Source organism: Acinetobacter brisouii, assembly GCF_008993995.1.
GTDB lineage: Bacteria > Pseudomonadota > Gammaproteobacteria > Pseudomonadales > Moraxellaceae > Acinetobacter > Acinetobacter brisouii_A.
This window is the reverse complement of record NZ_BKNN01000008.1, coordinates 14,781-32,191: the sequence shown is the minus strand read 5'-3', so window position 1 is coordinate 32,191 and position 17,411 is coordinate 14,781. Positions and strand designations below refer to the sequence as shown.

Sequence of the window (17,411 nt, the reverse complement as noted above, 5' to 3'; positions counted from 1 at the left end):
TTGTAAATACGACACTCAGGCTATTTTGTAAGAAATAGCCCAGTTTTAGACTAAAAAATCAAAAAACTCCAACAGTGTGGAGTTTTTTTTAGTCACCATAAATCAGTCGATTTTAGTGTTGACCCGTATGACCAAAGCCACCTGCACCACGTTCGGTTGCAGCAAACTCATCGACCTGTTCAAATTCTGCCTGAATCACAGGCACTAATACGTACTGTGCCAAACGCTCGCCCGGTTCAAGCGTAAATGTTTGTTGACCACGGTTCCAGACTGAAATCATCAACTCACCTTGATAATCCGAGTCAATTAAACCCACCAAATTACCCAAAACGATGCCGTGCTTATGACCTAAACCTGAACGTGGCAAAATCAGACCTGCAAAGTTTGTATCTTCAATATAAATCGCCAAACCTGTTTTTACCAATACGGTTTGACCTGGTTCAATTTGAATGGCTTCATCTAGACATGCACGTAAATCAAGACCTGCTGAACCCGCTGTCGCATAGCTTGGCATTGCCCACTGTTGACCTAAACGTTTGTCTAAAACTTTAACCTGAACTTTCATACACTTTCCTAAACAATTAAAACATTAGTGCTTATGCTTGAGCATGGCACGTAAATTTTCCAAATAAACCTTGGCCTGTTCTTTCGGGTCAACATGCACCTGTTGCGTTTTTTTCTTACGCCCAAGCCAGTCGAGTTCATCTTGTGGCAATTCATCCAAGAAACGGCTCGGGGTCATCTGCTTCATTTGCCCGCCTGCCTTACGCTGCTCAGCCAAAGTGAGCGTTAAACTTTGGCGCGCACGGGTAATGCCCACATACATTAAGCGGCGTTCTTCTTCAACCGTTTCCGCCGCAATCGAGTTTTTATGCGGCAACAATTCTTCTTCTAGACCCATCATATACACAAATGGGAACTCTAGACCTTTGGCAGCATGTAGCGTTAACAGATTGACCTTATCCGTGTCTTCTTCTTCCTGTTGTTGCTCGAGCATATCGAGCAACACCATTTTCCGAATCACACTTTCAATATTTTTTTCATCAACATCTTCAGCACGATTAATCAGACTTTGAATACTGCTATATAAAGTTTCGATGTTATCGAGCTTGGTTTTTTCCTGTGCAGGCGTTGCCGATTGCTCGCGAATATAGTCGATATAACCTGTTTCGGTGATCATCTGACGGACAATTGGTACAGGTTGATCATCATCGAGCAATTCACGAGTGTAATCTGCCATAAACTGGGCAAATTCATGCAATTGCGAACAGACTTTTTTACTTAGCACCATGCCCAAACGCTGGTCTGCCGCCGCCATCAATAGCGACAAATGATTTTCTTGCGCAAACAGACCGAGCTTTTCCAAAGTCACAGGGCCAATCGCACGTTTCGGGGTATTAATGATGCGTAAGAACGCGCTGTCATCTTCAGGGTTAATAATCAGGCGCAAATAGCTCATGATGTCTTTGATTTCACTGCGCGCAAAGAATGAAGTCCCGCCTGAGAGTTTATATGGAATCTGCATTTGGCGAAGCTGGGTTTCCAATACACGCGCCTGAAAGTTACCACGATACAGTACCGCGTAATCTTTCCAGTTTTTACCGTTCATGAGCTTATGGGTCATGATGTCCTTGACCACGCGCTCAGCTTCATCATCGTCATTACGACAGGTAATAATCCGAATGACTTCGCCATGCCCTTTGTCACTCCACAATTTTTTGTCAAAAATATGCGGATTATTTTCAATCACGGCATTCGCCGCTTTTAAGATACGACTGGTGGAACGGTAATTTTGTTCCAGTTTAATCACTTTTAAATTCGGGAAATCCTCTTTGAGCAGTGCCATATTCTCAGGCTTTGCCCCACGCCATGCATAGATGGACTGGTCATCATCACCTACAGCAGTGAACTGTCCCATCACCCCAACCAATAATTTCACCAAAATATACTGTGCGGTGTTGGTGTCCTGATATTCATCGACCAGTAAATAACGCACGCGGTTTTGCCATTTGTCGCGTACTTCGGCATTTTCTTGTAATAAACGAGTTGGCAACACAATCAGGTCATCGAAATCCACTGCATTGTAGGCACGCAAGTTGCGCTCATACAGTTGATATAAATAGGCAAAGCGCACATCGTCTTCGGTTTCACAAGTGCTTGGCGCTTGTTCAGGCAAAATCAGGTCATTTTTCCAGTCGGAAATTTTCTTCATGGCTTTCGCCACCAATTCTTTACTTTCTGCTCCTGACAAATTGTCCTGATGCATCAAGTCGATCAGAATGCGTTTACAATCATCGGCATCCAAGATTGAGAAATTGGCTTTAAGCGGTAAATGTTTAAGTTCGAGTCGCAGCAGATTCAAACCGAAAGTATGGAAAGTCGAGACTGACAAGCCCTTGGCTTCTTCACGGCTCAGCAATTTACCGACACGCTCTTTCATTTCACGAGCGGCTTTATTGGTAAAGGTCATGGCGGTAATACGATGCGCGGGAATGCGACATTGCTGTACCAAGTAGGCAATTTTTCGGGTAATCACCGATGTTTTGCCTGAGCCTGCACCTGCAAGTACTAACAAGGGTCCTTGAGTGTATTTCATGGCTTCAAGTTGCTTGTCATTGAGTTGACTTGCTGATGACATCTGTTGACCTCCTATGCTTGGAGCATGATTATAGTCATCTCGGTTTTAGATTCCCAATAGAACTTGCACTGAACGCTAGAATTTTGTGTGCTTGGACGACAGTGTGTGTCGCTATAAGAAAACCAAAGCCATGGCAGATCAACTGATTGCAGAAGGGCAAAACCAAAATGCCCCTCTTTCTGCTTCTGTCCTTTAATTTTTAGACTGTAATTTTTGTTTGGCTGGCCATGTCATGATAAAACGCGCACCGCCAAGCTCAGGGCTACGGTCAACTTCAACTTTCCCGCGAAACCAAAACGCGATACGACTGACAATCGAAAGACCCAAACCATACCCCCCTGAAGCACGAGTTCGGCTGTCATCTAAACGAGCAAAGGCTTCAAAGACACGTTCACGGTCTTGTTCAGGAATCCCCTGACCATCATCTTCAACACAAACATAGGCTTGACCATCAGGACGGATGCCACCACTAATTCGCACACGTTCATTACAATAACGTACTGCATTACCCACCAAGTTTTGTACCACACGATGCAAATAACGACGCTCGGCATCAGCGACTACATTAATTTCAGGGGCATTCAATTCAATAATTTTTTGAGTTTTTAAGGCTTCGGTTTCTTTTGCCACCTGTGCCAAAACATCTGCAATCGGAATACTTTGAATATCCAGAGATGGTGTGCCCTGCTCCAGTTTGGCATAAGTCATGATTTCATCAATCAAGGTATTGAGTGCTTCAATATCTTTATCGATCATATCGACCTGACTGAGCCGTGAATCATAGTCATCATCTTCGGCAAGCATTTCCATACCAAAACGAATTCGTGCTACAGGAGTACGCAGCTCATGTGAAACTGCACGCATCAATTCACGCTGAGCTTCAATCAAACGTTGGATATGGCTCGCCATATCGTTATAGCTTGCTGCCAGACTCGACATTTCATCCGTCCCTTCAACATTGAGTCGCGTAGACAGATTCCCTGTTTTCATTTGATCCAAAGCTTTAATGGTTTGTTTGGTTTTACGCTGTAACGGTAAAATTAATCCATACACGCCCAAGCTCAACAGGAATAAACTCAACAGCGTAATGCCTGCTGCAAGTTGAAATGGCATCCAGTTAAACATGGGTACAGGGCCAATCACCAACACTTCAGCAGGGTTATTCGGCATTGGCGAGACAATCGAGATCGTCGTTCCACGAATCGTGGCACTATCACGATATAACAAAATGCTCTGATCCTGACGTAAGCGCCCAATCTGCTCCGAATCTAGTCCTAAGTTTAAAATAGAATCAATTTCAATCGGATAAGAAAAATGCTGACGAATTTTTTCCAGATATTCTTTTTCTTGTCCAGGATAATAAATCAGATAATCTAAAATAAATATTGGCAAGGCGCGCATTTGTCGCTCACCAATTTTATTCACTTTAATATATAGATAATGTTGTTGATCGTGTGGCAAACCCAAAAATAAGGTCGCAACCATGCTTTGTGCATCATAGCGCACTACAGCTTGCTGATTTTCAATCCGTTTACTTTCAGAGCGTGATAACTCAACTTTAGAACGGTCAACCAAAGAAATCGGTAATTCCAGCAAATCTGCTGCATCGGAAATCCAGTCTTTCTTTTGCTGAGCAGTCTGTTGACGCTCAACGCCCTGACTAATCACATAGGAAATCCCATCGGTTAAGGATTCACGATATTCTTGCGCGCGCTGGTAGTTAATAATCTGTACCAACAAATAACAAAACACCGCCACCAACGCCACAAGGATGATGACACCTGCGTAAATTCGCAAAAATATACTGTGCTTAAACACGAATGATTACCCTTTGTTCAGGATGTCGAATAAAGCAAACAACCTCTTTCAGTCACTGAAAGAGGTTGCCATGAAGAAATGCTCAAATTGGATTTTATAATCCATTGGTTTCTTTAACGAATAAATAACCTTTACTACGAACGGTTTTAATACGTTTCGGATTTTCAGGGTCATCACCGATTTTTGGACGAATACGTGAGATACGCACATCGATTGAACGATCTTGACCATCGTATTCGATACCACGTAAACGCTCAAAAATATCTTCACGAGACAAAATGCGTCCAGCATTTGAAGCCAACAACCAAAGCAAGTCATATTCCGCACTGGTGAAATCAACCAATTCACCATTTAAAGTCACTGAACGACCACCATTGTCGATGACGAGATCATCAAATTCGATGCGCTGTGCCACTTCATCTTCAACAGTTTTGTCAGTACGACGCAACAAAGCACGGATACGAGCCAATAGAACACGTGGTTGAACAGGTTTAGCGACATAGTCATCTGCACCCATTTCAAGACCCAAAACTTGATCCATATCTTCAGTACGAGCGGTCAGCATCAAAATCGGTTGATGGTAGTGAGGACGCACTTCACGACATACAGTTAAACCATCTGCACCTGGGAGCATGACATCTAAGACCACAAGATCTGGTTGCTCACTGATGATACGGCGAATCGCACGGTTACCATCTGGTTCTACCCCAACTTCAAGCCCATTACGAATCAAATATTCCTGAGTTAAGCGCGCCAGACGCTCATCATCTTCAACAATCAAAATCTTTGGTAACTTTTCTTCTTGGCTCATCATCTTGCCCCTTAAAATTCCGTCAATATTAGCTATTGGTTATTCAAACAGATACGCTAATTCATATCCTGCAATATACACATGTTTACATTGTAAACAAGATGCCGTTCACCAAACTGATACATGTAACTGCTAAATTGTAATAAATTGGTTAATTATTGAAAAAATTAATGTTTTTCTTTTCGTAATTGCAACATTCGTGTAGCAAAGGTAAACCCTCTTTGCCAGATCACAGCTAATGTGGGGGAGTGTCTGACGTTATTTTCTGATCAATTAATTGTTTTACTGCGTTCTGTATAAGTAATTTGGAATGGACTTTGTTATGCTATGCGCCTTGAGCAAAATCACCTATGTTGTTGTATCTAAAACAGCTCAATTCTCAGTGAAAAGATTTAAAAAAAATTAAAAAAATGTCAATATTGATCTTCAAAAATTTTTCCCGTATCTTGTGCCCTAATTCTTTTTAAACCACTAAATATTGTGTTTATCCCTCAAATATCGAGGTTCATTTACCCGATTCAAATGGTCCATAGACATAACAATGACATGAGAAATGGAGCTAAGCTGACATGAGCGTAATCTCATCAACACCAGGTCAACTGCAAGTGATTAAACGCACTGGCGATGTTGTCCATTTTGATGCAGAAAAAATTTCTGTTGCGATTGGGAAAGCCTTCTTAGCTGTAGAGGGTCAACAAAGCGCAGCGTCAAGCCGCATTCATGACCGTATCGAACAGTTAACAGAAATGGTGATGAATACTTTTCAACGCCGTTTACCTTCGGGCGGTACGATTCATATTGAAGAGATTCAAGATCAGGTTGAACTTGCCTTGATGCGTACGGGTGAGCAAAAAGTTGCTCGCGCTTATGTTATTTATCGTGAACAGCGCGCTTCTGCACGTCAGCAAACTAATGCGAACCACCATCCAACACTTCAAATCACAGATGCTCAAGGTCAGTTACAGCCTCTTGATTTAGCCGAACTTACTGCAAGTATTAGCACTGCGGCGGAAGGTCTTGAAGGCATTGACGTTCAGGCGATTGTTGAAGAAACCGTTAAAAACCTCTATAACGGCGTCAAAGCAAGCGATATCGCGACCACCATGATGATGGCAACGCGTACCCGTATTGAACAAGAACCAAACTATACTTATGTGACTGCACGTTTGTTGCGTAATGAACTGGTTGCAAAGGGCTTAGAGTTCCTCGGTCTTGCGGCAGATACGCTTGAAAATGATGCGCTTGAAACTTTCCTGAAAAAAGGGATTGAGCTTGAACTGCTTGACCCTGAACTGTTGAACTTTGACTTGGCAAAATTGGCTGCGGCAATTAAACCAGAGCGTTCAAACCAGTTTACGTATTTAGGTCTACAAACTTTATACGACCGTTACTTCATTCACTCTGACGGCGTGCGTTACGAACTTCCTCAGTTGTTCTTCATGCGTGTGTCGATGGGTCTAGCACTCAATGAAGACAACCGTGAAGATCGTGCAATTGAATTCTATAACCTGTTGTCGAGCTTCGATTACATGGCGTCAACACCGACGTTGTTTAATGCAGGAACTTTACGTCCACAGTTGTCGAGCTGCTACTTGACCACGATTTCTGATGACCTATACAGCATTTACGGTGCAATCCGTGACAATGCGATGTTGTCTAAATGGGCTGGCGGTCTAGGAAATGACTGGACGCCTGTACGTGCCTTGAACTCATACATCAAAGGTACAAACGGTAAATCACAAGGTGTTGTCCCGTTCCTGAAAGTCGCGAACGATACAGCGGTTGCGGTCAACCAAGGTGGTAAACGTAAAGGTGCAGTCTGTGCTTACCTTGAAACTTGGCACTTGGACATCGAAGAATTCCTAGAGCTTCGTAAAAATACAGGTGATGACCGTCGCCGTACTCACGACATGAACACTGCAAACTGGGTTCCTGACCTATTTATGCAACGTGTGATTGAAGATGCTGAATGGACTATGTTCACGCCATCTGATGTCCCTGATTTGCATGACTTAACAGGTACAGCATTTGCTGAGCGTTACACGCACTACGAAAACATTGCCAAAGAACAAAACTTGTTGCACAAAAAAATCCGTGCAAAAGACTTGTGGCGCAAAATGTTGTCAATGTTGTTTGAAACAGGTCATCCGTGGATTACCTTCAAAGACGTATGTAACTTGCGTTCACCACAACAACACGTCGGTGTGGTGCATTCATCAAACTTGTGTACCGAAATTACGCTGAACACCAGCGAAGATGAAATTGCAGTTTGTAACTTGGGTTCAATCAACCTTGTACAACATGTTCAAGGCGGTGTATTGAATCGCGAGAAACTGGCTCGCACCATCAAAACTGCCGTTCGTATGCTCGACAATGTGATCGACATCAACTACTACGCAGTACCACAAGCGAAAAACTCAAACATGAAACACCGCCCAGTGGGTATGGGAATCATGGGCTTCCAAGACGCGCTTTATGAAATGGGCATGGCTTACGGTTCACAAGAAGCGGTTGATTTTGCCGATGAATCAATGGAAGTGATCAGCTACTACGCGATTCAGACCTCAAGTGATCTTGCAGTTGAACGTGGCGTGTACTCAACCTTTCAAGGTTCGCTATGGGATCAAGGCATTTTGCCAATCGACTCTTTAGAGATCGTAGCGAAATCGCGTCCTGAGCGTATGTTTGAAGTCGACCGTACTCAACGTCTGGACTGGGACAGCTTACGTGCCAAAGTTCAAAAAGACGGTATGCGTAACTCAAATGTGATGGCGATTGCACCAACCGCAACTATTTCAAACATTTGTGGCGTGTCACAGTCAATTGAACCGACTTTCCAGAACTTGTATGTGAAATCAAACTTGTCTGGCGAATTCACCGTGATCAACCCTTACCTTGTCCGTGCATTAAAAGCGCGTGGTTTATGGGACAGCGTGATGGTGAACGACCTGAAACATTTTGAAGGTTCTGTACAAAAGATCGCACGTATTCCTGAAGACTTGAAAGCGATGTTCTCTACAGCGTTTGAAGTTGAGCCACGCTGGATTGTAGATGCTGCATCACGCCGTCAGAAGTGGATTGACCAAGCACAATCATTGAACCTGTACATTGCAGGTGCAAATGGTAAGAAGCTGGACATCACTTACAAAATGGCTTGGTTACGTGGCTTAAAAACGACGTATTACCTCCGTGCTTTAGGTGCAACTTCAGCTGAGAAATCAACCATCAATACAGGTGCGTTGAATGCAGTAAAACCTGCAACGGTTGCTGCTGCCGTAGCAGCGCCTGTTGTGGCTGAGAAAAAAGCGCAAGTAGTTGCTGAAGAAGAAGGTTTTTCTCAAGCAGCGCCAGTGCCACAAGCCTGTTCAATCGACAATCCAGATTGTGAAGCTTGTCAATAATTACCTCCCCTAACCCCTCCTCAAAGGAGGGGGAATGGCACCCAACCTATTAAAGGTGTGAAAGTCCCTCTTTTTTAAAAGAGGGATTTAGGGAGATTAGGAATTTAAACCACAAAGGTAGAGACGATGTTTGAACATTTATCTAAAAACTATGAATTAGGTTTACTCGCATACGTCTTAACCTACGTGGTGTTTTGCATTCCAATTGCATACGTGATTTACAAGGTTCGTAAAGAACAGCGTAATCAAAACAAGTAGTGCCGATTGACCTTTTGAGCAAAATCAAAACAGCCATCGGTAAAACTTAGTTTTGCTTACACAGAATAAGCGTATAGTAGAGGCATCTTCGCTGTAAGGTGTCATAAAAGATATAAACAACGAAGAGAGAATGATTATGTCTATCCTTAGTTGGGACGATTTTGAAGATGATTCGCAAAAACCGACTACACCAGAGTCCAAGTCTGCGCCCGTCCAACCGCAAGAAGCGCCTGAGTCGCAAGTGGTATCTGATTCGCAGCCATCGTCGCCGAATGTGGCAAATGCTCAACCCGTTGGAACCAGTACCAGCGCCGCAACAGATTCAACCGATTCGTTGGCTCGAGCATCTGAATCCCTAAAAAATCTGGATGCATCAGCAGGCGTAGAAGAACTGGAAACAGGTGCAAGCCGCGTTCAAGTTGATGATAAAGCCATGATCAACTGTCGCGCTGACTTGAATCAGCTTGTTCCATTCAAATACGAATGGGCTTGGCAAAAATACCTAGATGGTTGTGCCAACCACTGGATGCCTCAAGAAATCAACATGACGCATGACGTTTCTCTTTGGAAGTCTGAAAATGGCTTAACTGAAGATGAGCGTATTATTGTCAAACGTAATCTTGGCTTCTTCTCGACTGCGGACTCTCTAGTTGCAAACAACTTGGTCTTGGCGATTTACCGTCTGATTACCAACCCTGAATGCCGCCAGTACATTTTGCGTCAAGCCTTTGAAGAAGCGATTCATACCCATGCGTATCAATACTGTATTGAATCTTTGGGTATGGATGAAGGCGAAATCTTCAACATGTATCACGAGATTCCAAGTGTGGCGCGTAAAGCTGCTTGGGGCTTGAAATATACCCAGTCTTTAAGTGATCCAACGTTCCAAACAGGTACACCTGAAACCGATCAGCAATTGCTACGCAACTTGATCGCATTCTACTGTGTCCTTGAAGGAATTTTCTTCTACTGTGGCTTTACTCAAATCTTGAGTATGGGGCGCCGTAACAAAATGAACGGTGTTGCTGAGCAGTTCCAGTACATTTTGCGTGATGAATCTATGCACGTGAACTTCGGTATCGACATGATCAACCAGATCAAGATCGAAAACCCACAATTGTGGACAGCCGAGTTCCAGCAAGAAGTGACTCAAATGTTGCTTGAAGGCACGATGCTTGAAATCGAATATGCACGTGACACCATGCCACGCGGTGTATTGGGTATGAACGCAGCGATGATGGAAGAATATTTGAAATTCATCTGTAACCGCCGTTTAACTCAGCTTGGCTTGTCTGAACAGTTTGTTGGTGTGACTAACCCATTCCAGTGGATGTCTGAAATGATGGACTTGCGTAAAGAGAAGAACTTCTTTGAAACACGTGTCACTGATTATCAGACTGGTGGCGCACTAAACTGGTAAGATATTGATTATATTGACTTATTTTTTAATTTTAAACATATTTTTTTAAATAAGTCAATTAATGATCAGAAATAGAGCCTCAAAGGCTCTATTTTTTTTATTTCAAATCCTCATTGAACAAGCATCTTTTTCTGCAAATATCCGATGCTGACAACAGGTAGAAATCCACAGCCCTTTCAGGGGTGGCAACAGCCAGTAACGCCCTTGCAGATACAGTTCCATCACCCCAACATCGGCATAAACCAGTTGCGCACGACTATGTACATGGGTGTCGACCACATGTCCTGCTGTAAAAAAGCGGGGAATCGATACAATCGCCTGCTCTGCAAAGTATTGTTCATTACTATGCAAATCGGCTTCGGATCGTGTTGTTAAGCGAGCATTTAAACTCATGCCACACCTTGTGATTTCAACTCTTGCAAAAACAGATCCAAAATAAAATTGGCACGCCGTCCCTTGCGTGTTGCAATACAAATCTTGGAAAAATAATACATTTCTTCAGGCAGGACAGCGCGCATCATGCCTCGTTCAACCCAGTGCTTGGCATAGTGTTCGGGCAAAAACCCAATAAATTTGCCTGTTAAAATCAGAAAGGCAATGCCTTCACGGTCACTGGCATTGGCTTTGGCATTTAAGGCTTGCTGCATCTCGATTGCGTTCTGAGAGAGCCGATAATTCGGCACGACTGCATCCCAATTTTTCAGTTGCTCAGCACTAGTCACCTGCCCCACATGATGAAACAGGGCATGCCCATGACTACAATACAAATAACTGGCTTCTTCGTATAAATCGTTATATTCCAGACCTGAAAGCGGGCTGATCATCGGCAATGCACCGACATGCAACTGTCCATCCATCAGCCCTTTTTCAATCTCAATCGGAGTACTCATGCTCAGATGAATTTGGATATTCGGCCCTTTTTGATACAATCGCGATAAGGCATGGGTAATCTGCATTTGTGGTAAAGTCACCAGATTATCGATGATTCCGATTTTCAACTCACCTTTAATTTCATGATGCAAACGATTGACATGCTGGCGAAAATCTTCAATCGAGGTGAGCAAGGCTTCGCTATAACTCAAAATGTGTTTGCCTTCATCGGTCAAGGCAAAACCTGAACGCCCACGCTGGCACAAACGCATCCCCAAACGGTTTTCCAAGGTACTCATGTGCAAGCTAATCGCTGAACGGGTAATGCCCAAAGCACTCTCCGCTGCTGAAAAACTGCCACTTTCTGCAACAGCCCGAAAAACCTTTAACAATTTGATGTCGGAGTCCGTGACTTGGTTCAGAATTTTGCTTTTCATTTAGGTGAGTATTTTTAAATCTAAACGTGAGTTAGCTTAAATTTATCTCATCTATTTACTCAATGTAAGCTGTATTTCTCACGAATTTTCAAGGAAGCTCACATGTCCGATGCTCACCACACTCAAGCTCAATATTCCGACGCGCACTGGATGCCTTTCAGTGCCAACCGTAATTTCAAACAAGATCCGCGTTTTGTGGTGGCAGCCGAAGGCAATTACCTGATTGATGATCAGGGTCGCCGTATTTACGACTCATTATCAGGCCTATGGACATGTGGTGCTGGGCATACCCGTAGCCAGATTCAAGATGCTGTAGCCAAACAGCTCGGCACACTGGACTATGCGCCTGCATTCCAGTTTGCGCATCCGCTATCATTTCAGTTAGCTGAGCAAATTACTGCATTAACCCCAGATCCACTCAACCATGTGTTTTTTACAGGTTCAGGTTCTGAGTCTGCCGATACAGCAGTCAAAATGGCCAAAGCCTACTGGCGCATTAAAGGTCAGCCAGCCAAAACCAAATTTATTGGTCGTGCCAAAGGCTATCACGGGGTAAACATTGCAGGTACAAGCTTAGGTGGTATCGGTGGTAACCGTAAAATGTACGGGCAATTTATGGATGTCGACCATTTACCGCACACTTTGCAAACTGATCTGCCATTTACCCAAGGCATGGCAGAAACAGGCGGCGTGGCGCTTGCCAATGAAATGCTGAAACTGATTGAACTGCATGATGCATCGAATATTGCAGCGGTGATTGTGGAACCTGTATCGGGTTCAGCAGGTGCAATTATTCCACCGCAAGGCTACTTACAACGTCTGCGTGAAATCTGTGACCAGCACAATATCCTGTTGATTTTTGATGAAGTCATTACAGGTTTTGGGCGTATGGGCAAATGGACTGCGGCGGAATACTTTGGTGTTACCCCAGACATTCTAAACTTTGCTAAACAAGTCACCAACGGCGCTGTACCTTTGGGTGGCGTGATTGCTTCAGATGAAATTTTCAATACGTTTATGCAACAAGGTACGCCAGATCATTTTGTTGAATTTACTCATGGTTATACCTATTCAGGTCATCCAGTGGCGTGTGCCGCAGGTTTGGCAACGTTGGAACTGTTAAAACAGGAGCAACTGCTTGAGCAATCAGCTGCGCTTGCACCACATTTTCAAAGTGTGATTCATGATTTGAAAACCGCAAAACACGTGGTTGATATCCGTAACTGCGGTTTGATTGGCGCAATCCAGTTGGCAGCCCGTGATGGCGACCCAAGCATTCGTCCATTTGAAGTCGGTACTGTGCTGTGGAAAGCGGGCTTCTATGTGCGCTTTGGCGGTGACTGCTTACAGTTTGGGCCAATGTTCAACAGCAAACCTGAAGACTTAAGCCGTTTATTTGCAGCAATTGGCGATCATTTACAGAAAATTGACTAAAGCCTTTCGCCTTTGAACTAGCGTGATGAATCCACTTGCGATTATGCTGTGAGGACATCACGCTTTTTTCTGTCTAGGCGAATAATAATGATTGATAAAAATATCCCGCTCACCGATTTACACCGCCACCTCGATGGCAACATCCGCCCACAAACCATTTTAGAACTCGGGCAACAATTTCAGATTGAATTGCCTGCCAATACCCTACCCGAACTGCTGCCGCATGTTCAGGTCATGGACAATCAACCTGACCTGCTCAGTTTCTTAAGCAAACTGGACTGGGGCGTGAAAGTCTTGGGTGATTTGGAAGCCTGCCGCCGTGTGGCTTGGGAAAATATGCAGGATGCAGCACAGCAAGGTTTGGACTATGTCGAATTGCGCTTTTCACCGTTTTATATGGCGATGACCCATCAGCTCCCACTGGCGGGCGTGGTCGAAGCCGTGATTGATGGTGTTCGGCAAGGCAGCCGCGACTTTGACCTTCCTGCCAAACTGATCGGCATTATGAGTCGTACTTTTGGTCAGGCACGTTGCCAGCAAGAACTGGATGCCTTACTGGCTCATCGTGACCAAATTACCGCACTAGATTTGGCAGGTGATGAACTGGGCTTTTCAGGAGAACTGTTTATCGAACACTTCAAGCAAGCCCGCGATGCGGGCTGGCAAATCAGCATCCATGCAGGTGAAGCTGCGGGTGCAAGCAGTATTTGGCAAGCGATTCAAACCCTTGGGGCAACCCGTATCGGGCATGGGGTCAAAGCCGTAGAAGATGTGAAGTTACTGGATTATTTGGCTGAGCATCAGATCGGAATCGAGTCTTGCATTACCTCAAATCTGCAAACCAGTACGGTTGCTGACATTCGTCAACATCCACTGAAAACCTTTCTGGAACATGGCATTTTAGCCACCATTAACAGCGATGATCCTGCGGTTGAAGGCATTGATATTCAACATGAATATTTACAGGCTGCACCACAGGCAGGCTTGTCCGAAGCACAAATCCGACAAGCACAACAAAATGGTTTAAGCATCGCCTTTTTATCGGCACAGGAAAAACAGCAGCTTCAAGAGAAGGTGGCTCAGCGCAATGCTGCAATCGCTACAAATTAAGACACTTGCTCGGCTGACTCAAAATCTATTCAGCCGAGTGCTTTTTTATTTTTGATCAGGACAATCATCATCCCACTGACTCATTTTTACCCTCAGACCATTTCATTCACAGCACATTGCTGTCGAATATACGGCAGCACATAGTGCTCGGTTAGCGGTGCTAAAGCCAAGTGAATTGGTGCAAAGACATTGACCCATTGAATTTCTGCTAGCTCGGCAGACACCTGAGCTTTACCTAGCAATTCAACATGAAATAAATGCGCCAATAAGCGATGATTGGCTTCATTGGCTGCAACGGTTTCCACTGTACCCAAATCTTTGATAATTCGTGCAGTTACACCAATTTCTTCCTGAATTTCACGCAGTAAGCCCTGCTCAGCCGATTCGTTGGCTTCAAGCTTCCCACCAACCTGCATAAAAAATTCGGTTTGACGTTTACGTGCTAAAAGTGCCTGTCCTTGAGCGTTAAAAATAATCGCGGCGGCAACCGTAATGATGGGCTGTAGAGATGAAGACATGTGAACTGAGTTTTATAGATTTAAAATGTGAGTTTAGCTTATTTAGGACTGTTAGGCTGAAGATCATTGCTTTTTAACTGTCACACAAGAGCTCGATTTCTCATCAATCTTCAAACTAGATTGTCTGCTCAAGCAGACAATCTGCGATCTTATTTTTCTAACTAGCTCGGGTCTTGTGGAATACGAGTATAACGATCCACCACCACACTCACCATCATATCACCCTGCACATTGACCACCGTTCTGACGGTATCCAAAATACGGTCTATGGGGAGCAAAATCGCAATCGCTTCGGCAGGCAGTCCCACCGACTGTAACACCATAATCATAGTCACCATGCCCGCACTTGGAATACCAGGCGCACCCAAAGATGCGATCATCGCGGTTAGACAGACAATAATCTGTTGCCCTAAATGCAAGTCCAGACCCATTAAATTGGCAACAAACAAGGCAGCCGCCGCTTCATACAATGCTGTACCATCCATATTCAGATGCGAACCAAGCGGAATGACAAAACCTGCGATTTGTGGACGTACCCCTAAATTTTCCTGCGCGCATTTCATACTCAGTGGCATGGTGGCAGAACTGGAACTGGTCGCAAAGGCGGTTACTAAGGCTAAACGTGTGCCCTTAAAAAATTTCCACGGTGACATTTTGCCAAAAATCCACAACAGCAAAGGTAAAACCACAATTCCATGAAATAAAGTCGTTCCTGTCACCACTGCGGCAAACTCTGCCAAACGACTGAGAACCGATAAATCTTCTTTAGCAATTAGTTTGGCAAGCAGCGCTAAAATTCCGATGGGTGCAAGTTTCATGACCCAATTCACCAACAGCATAACCAACTCAAAGAATTCCTGACTAAGACGGCGAATACCCGAAAAGCGCTCTCCGCCATAAACCAGTGCCAGACCAATCAGCATTGAGAAAATCACCACAGACAGCACATTGCCATCACTAAAGGCTTTAAATGGATTGATCAGGGTATTTTGCACAAAGTTCATCAGGAATGATGAGGCATCTAAATTTTGTGCTGCGGGTTGATGTTGCTGCATGGCACTTTGGAACATCGCAACATCTAGACCTTTACCCACCTCAAAAAGATGTGCACCCAACAGCCCTAAAAATAATGACAGGCTCATGGTGGTTAGGCTACACAACAAAGTAACTTTCCAAACCTTACCCAATTGATGACCTGATTCCAGACTGGCAACCCCAATCACAATCGAGGAAAAAACCAAAGGCACCAGTAACATCTTTAAAAAACCAATAAAAATGCCACTTACAATACTCAGTACATACAGGCTGTCATTAAAAAAAGAGGTATTCGGATAAAGTCGCAGCAATAAGCCATAGGCAATGCCAATCAGTGCTGCAATAAAGATTTTGGTATTTAAGCTCATCTGATCTCGATTTGTTGTTTTATGCAGTTTGCATACTATGGCATGGTAAACCAACTGAATCGAGCGCTATTTTGAATATACAAATTCAGTTGATTGCAATAAGGCTAAGACCTGATTTGTCTTAGCCCAATCCGTTTTATTGCGCTTCAATTTCGCGTAAACGCATTAAGCCTTCTTGCACGGTGCTACACACCAACTCGCCATTTTGCCACATGTAGCCATAGTTTAAACCACGTGAACCTGCACTTACGGTTGCTTCCATGTCATACAACATCCAGTCATCAGCACGCAGCGGCTTATGGAAATAAATTGCATGGTCAATGCTGGCACATTGCAAACTTGGTGATAAATAGTTCAGACCATGTGGGCGTAATGCTGTGGTCATGAGCGTAAAATCCGAATAAAACGCCACAATCGATTGATGCAAGGCAATACTGTCCTGCTCTGCCTGAATCTGCTCATGCGTTCTAACATAGTGCGCATAATAAGGCGGCTCAGGTTGCGGGCGAAACGGATTTTGAATTTCAGCTACAGGGCGCAGTTCAACATGTCGGTCACGCATAAAACTGGTACGGACATTTTCAGGCACAAATTCGAGTAAACCTTCTTTGATTTGTTTTTCATTTTTGAGGTTTTCAGGAGCTGGGACATCTGGAGCATGACGCTGATAATTTAGCCCTTCTTCTGCTGCTGCAAAAGATACCATCGCTGTGAAAATCGTTCGCCCATGTTGAATGGCACGCACTTGACGGCTCACAAAACTTTTGCCATCTCGCAGACGATCGACTTCATAAATGATGGGGGCTGAAATATCTCCCCCAAATAAAAAGTAAGCATGTAAGGAATGTGCAGGACGATCTGTGGTATACGATGCTGCACGCAGTGCTTGCCCTAAGACTTGCCCACCAAAAACACGCTTGCCCACTAAATTGCGGCTTTGTCCACGGTAAATATTTTCTTCCAGTTTTTCCAAACTGAGCAAGTCGATTAATTCTTGGGTGAGTGTCATCATCAATTCCCTAATCTAAACGGTTTTCAAGACCATAAAACAGAAGCTTTATTGTGCCACAACATCTGATCTAGACAAAAAACCCGATGTGATTTCAAGGTTTTTATGCAAAATGGATCAGCTAAAAACCTGTAAGATCTGGTTTTTTCTGATTTCAATGACTTGAAACTACGTTTTTTCAACGCAATTTGTGCGCAAAGCCCTCCATTTTGGTTAAAATTGGCAAAGGCTTGGGTCTATCATTTCTCACCTAGCTTTATCCTGTTTGTTTTTATCACTTTGCC

14 protein-coding genes are annotated in these 17,411 nt (G+C 43.9%); 5 read left to right on the top strand and 9 right to left on the bottom strand.

Annotation, left to right across the window (positions count from 1 at the left end; translation table 11 throughout):
• Positions 1-112: 112 nt before the first annotated feature.
• The 4 genes from dut to bfmR all read right to left on the bottom strand — a co-directional run bounded on the left by dut (position 113) and on the right by bfmR (position 5,267).
• Complete coding sequence (gene dut, locus GBN19_RS03625; RefSeq protein ID WP_004753970.1) at positions 113-565, bottom strand: dUTP diphosphatase; 453 nt, start codon at positions 563-565, stop codon at positions 113-115.
• Positions 566-589: 24 nt separating this feature from the next.
• Positions 590-2,638, bottom strand: coding sequence for a UvrD-helicase domain-containing protein (locus GBN19_RS03620; protein ID WP_151777213.1), 2,049 nt, complete (start codon positions 2,636-2,638; stop codon positions 590-592).
• Between the two features lie 192 nt (positions 2,639-2,830).
• On the bottom strand, positions 2,831-4,456 hold the full coding sequence (gene bfmS, locus GBN19_RS03615) for a sensor histidine kinase BfmS (protein WP_151777212.1): 1,626 nt from the start codon (positions 4,454-4,456) through the stop codon (positions 2,831-2,833).
• 94 nt (positions 4,457-4,550) lie between these two features.
• Complete coding sequence (bfmR, locus tag GBN19_RS03610) at positions 4,551-5,267, bottom strand: response regulator transcription factor BfmR (RefSeq protein ID WP_034426050.1); 717 nt, start codon at positions 5,265-5,267, stop codon at positions 4,551-4,553.
• 569 nt (positions 5,268-5,836) lie between these two features.
• Here bfmR and GBN19_RS03605 point away from each other — a divergent pair.
• The 3 genes from GBN19_RS03605 to GBN19_RS03600 all read left to right on the top strand — a co-directional run bounded on the left by GBN19_RS03605 (position 5,837) and on the right by GBN19_RS03600 (position 10,346).
• Entirely contained in the window at positions 5,837-8,668 is a 2,832-nt protein-coding gene (locus GBN19_RS03605; protein WP_151777211.1) for a ribonucleoside-diphosphate reductase subunit alpha, read from the top strand.
• Positions 8,669-8,794: 126 nt separating this feature from the next.
• On the top strand, positions 8,795-8,926 hold the full coding sequence (locus tag GBN19_RS15880) for a preprotein translocase subunit YajC (RefSeq protein WP_215899818.1): 132 nt from the start codon (positions 8,795-8,797) through the stop codon (positions 8,924-8,926).
• Between the two features lie 136 nt (positions 8,927-9,062).
• Complete coding sequence (locus GBN19_RS03600; protein ID WP_151777210.1) at positions 9,063-10,346, top strand: ribonucleotide-diphosphate reductase subunit beta; 1,284 nt, start codon at positions 9,063-9,065, stop codon at positions 10,344-10,346.
• 102 nt (positions 10,347-10,448) lie between these two features.
• Here the strand turns inward: GBN19_RS03600 and GBN19_RS03595 are convergent, their stop codons facing one another.
• Positions 10,449-10,739 (bottom strand): AraC family ligand binding domain-containing protein, encoded by a 291-nt coding sequence (locus tag GBN19_RS03595; RefSeq protein WP_151777209.1) that lies wholly within the window; start codon positions 10,737-10,739, stop codon positions 10,449-10,451.
• On the bottom strand, positions 10,736-11,653 hold the full coding sequence (locus GBN19_RS03590) for a LysR family transcriptional regulator (RefSeq protein ID WP_151777208.1): 918 nt from the start codon (positions 11,651-11,653) through the stop codon (positions 10,736-10,738). Before GBN19_RS03590 ends, GBN19_RS03595 begins: the two co-directional genes overlap by 4 nt.
• Positions 11,654-11,755: 102 nt before the next feature.
• On the opposite strand from GBN19_RS03590, the gene GBN19_RS03585 reads away from it, so the two are divergent.
• Together GBN19_RS03585 and add are read left to right on the top strand one after the other, a co-directional pair.
• On the top strand, positions 11,756-13,087 hold the full coding sequence (locus GBN19_RS03585) for an aspartate aminotransferase family protein (protein WP_151777207.1): 1,332 nt from the start codon (positions 11,756-11,758) through the stop codon (positions 13,085-13,087).
• Positions 13,088-13,174: 87 nt separating this feature from the next.
• Positions 13,175-14,197 (top strand): adenosine deaminase, encoded by a 1,023-nt coding sequence (gene add, locus GBN19_RS03580; RefSeq protein ID WP_151777206.1) that lies wholly within the window; start codon positions 13,175-13,177, stop codon positions 14,195-14,197.
• A 92-nt stretch (positions 14,198-14,289) separates the two neighbouring features.
• Here the strand turns inward: add and GBN19_RS03575 are convergent, their stop codons facing one another.
• The 3 genes from GBN19_RS03575 to GBN19_RS03565 all read right to left on the bottom strand — a co-directional run bounded on the left by GBN19_RS03575 (position 14,290) and on the right by GBN19_RS03565 (position 17,130).
• Entirely contained in the window at positions 14,290-14,715 is a 426-nt protein-coding gene (locus GBN19_RS03575) for an NUDIX hydrolase (RefSeq protein ID WP_151777205.1), read from the bottom strand.
• A gap of 161 nt (positions 14,716-14,876) precedes the next feature.
• On the bottom strand, positions 14,877-16,118 hold the full coding sequence (locus GBN19_RS03570) for a dicarboxylate/amino acid:cation symporter (protein WP_151709396.1): 1,242 nt from the start codon (positions 16,116-16,118) through the stop codon (positions 14,877-14,879).
• Between the two features lie 136 nt (positions 16,119-16,254).
• Complete coding sequence (locus GBN19_RS03565; protein ID WP_151777204.1) at positions 16,255-17,130, bottom strand: acyl-CoA thioesterase; 876 nt, start codon at positions 17,128-17,130, stop codon at positions 16,255-16,257.
• Positions 17,131-17,411 lie beyond the last annotated feature (281 nt).

Coding starts and splice junctions, on each gene's coding strand:
- dut (WP_004753970.1), bottom strand. CDS start 565: ATGAAAGTTCAGGTTAAAGTTTTAGACAAACGTTTAGGTCAACAGTGG.
- GBN19_RS03620 (WP_151777213.1), bottom strand. CDS start 2,638: ATGTCATCAGCAAGTCAACTCAATGACAAGCAACTTGAAGCCATGAAA.
- bfmR (WP_034426050.1), bottom strand. CDS start 5,267: ATGAGCCAAGAAGAAAAGTTACCAAAGATTTTGATTGTTGAAGATGAT.
- GBN19_RS03605 (WP_151777211.1), top strand. CDS start 5,837: ATGAGCGTAATCTCATCAACACCAGGTCAACTGCAAGTGATTAAACGC.
- GBN19_RS15880 (WP_215899818.1), top strand. CDS start 8,795: ATGTTTGAACATTTATCTAAAAACTATGAATTAGGTTTACTCGCATAC.
- GBN19_RS03600 (WP_151777210.1), top strand. CDS start 9,063: ATGTCTATCCTTAGTTGGGACGATTTTGAAGATGATTCGCAAAAACCG.
- GBN19_RS03595 (WP_151777209.1), bottom strand. CDS start 10,739: ATGAGTTTAAATGCTCGCTTAACAACACGATCCGAAGCCGATTTGCAT.
- GBN19_RS03590 (WP_151777208.1), bottom strand. CDS start 11,653: ATGAAAAGCAAAATTCTGAACCAAGTCACGGACTCCGACATCAAATTG.
- GBN19_RS03585 (WP_151777207.1), top strand. CDS start 11,756: ATGTCCGATGCTCACCACACTCAAGCTCAATATTCCGACGCGCACTGG.
- add (WP_151777206.1), top strand. CDS start 13,175: ATGATTGATAAAAATATCCCGCTCACCGATTTACACCGCCACCTCGAT.
- GBN19_RS03575 (WP_151777205.1), bottom strand. CDS start 14,715: ATGTCTTCATCTCTACAGCCCATCATTACGGTTGCCGCCGCGATTATT.
- GBN19_RS03570 (WP_151709396.1), bottom strand. CDS start 16,118: ATGAGCTTAAATACCAAAATCTTTATTGCAGCACTGATTGGCATTGCC.
- GBN19_RS03565 (WP_151777204.1), bottom strand. CDS start 17,130: ATGATGACACTCACCCAAGAATTAATCGACTTGCTCAGTTTGGAAAAA.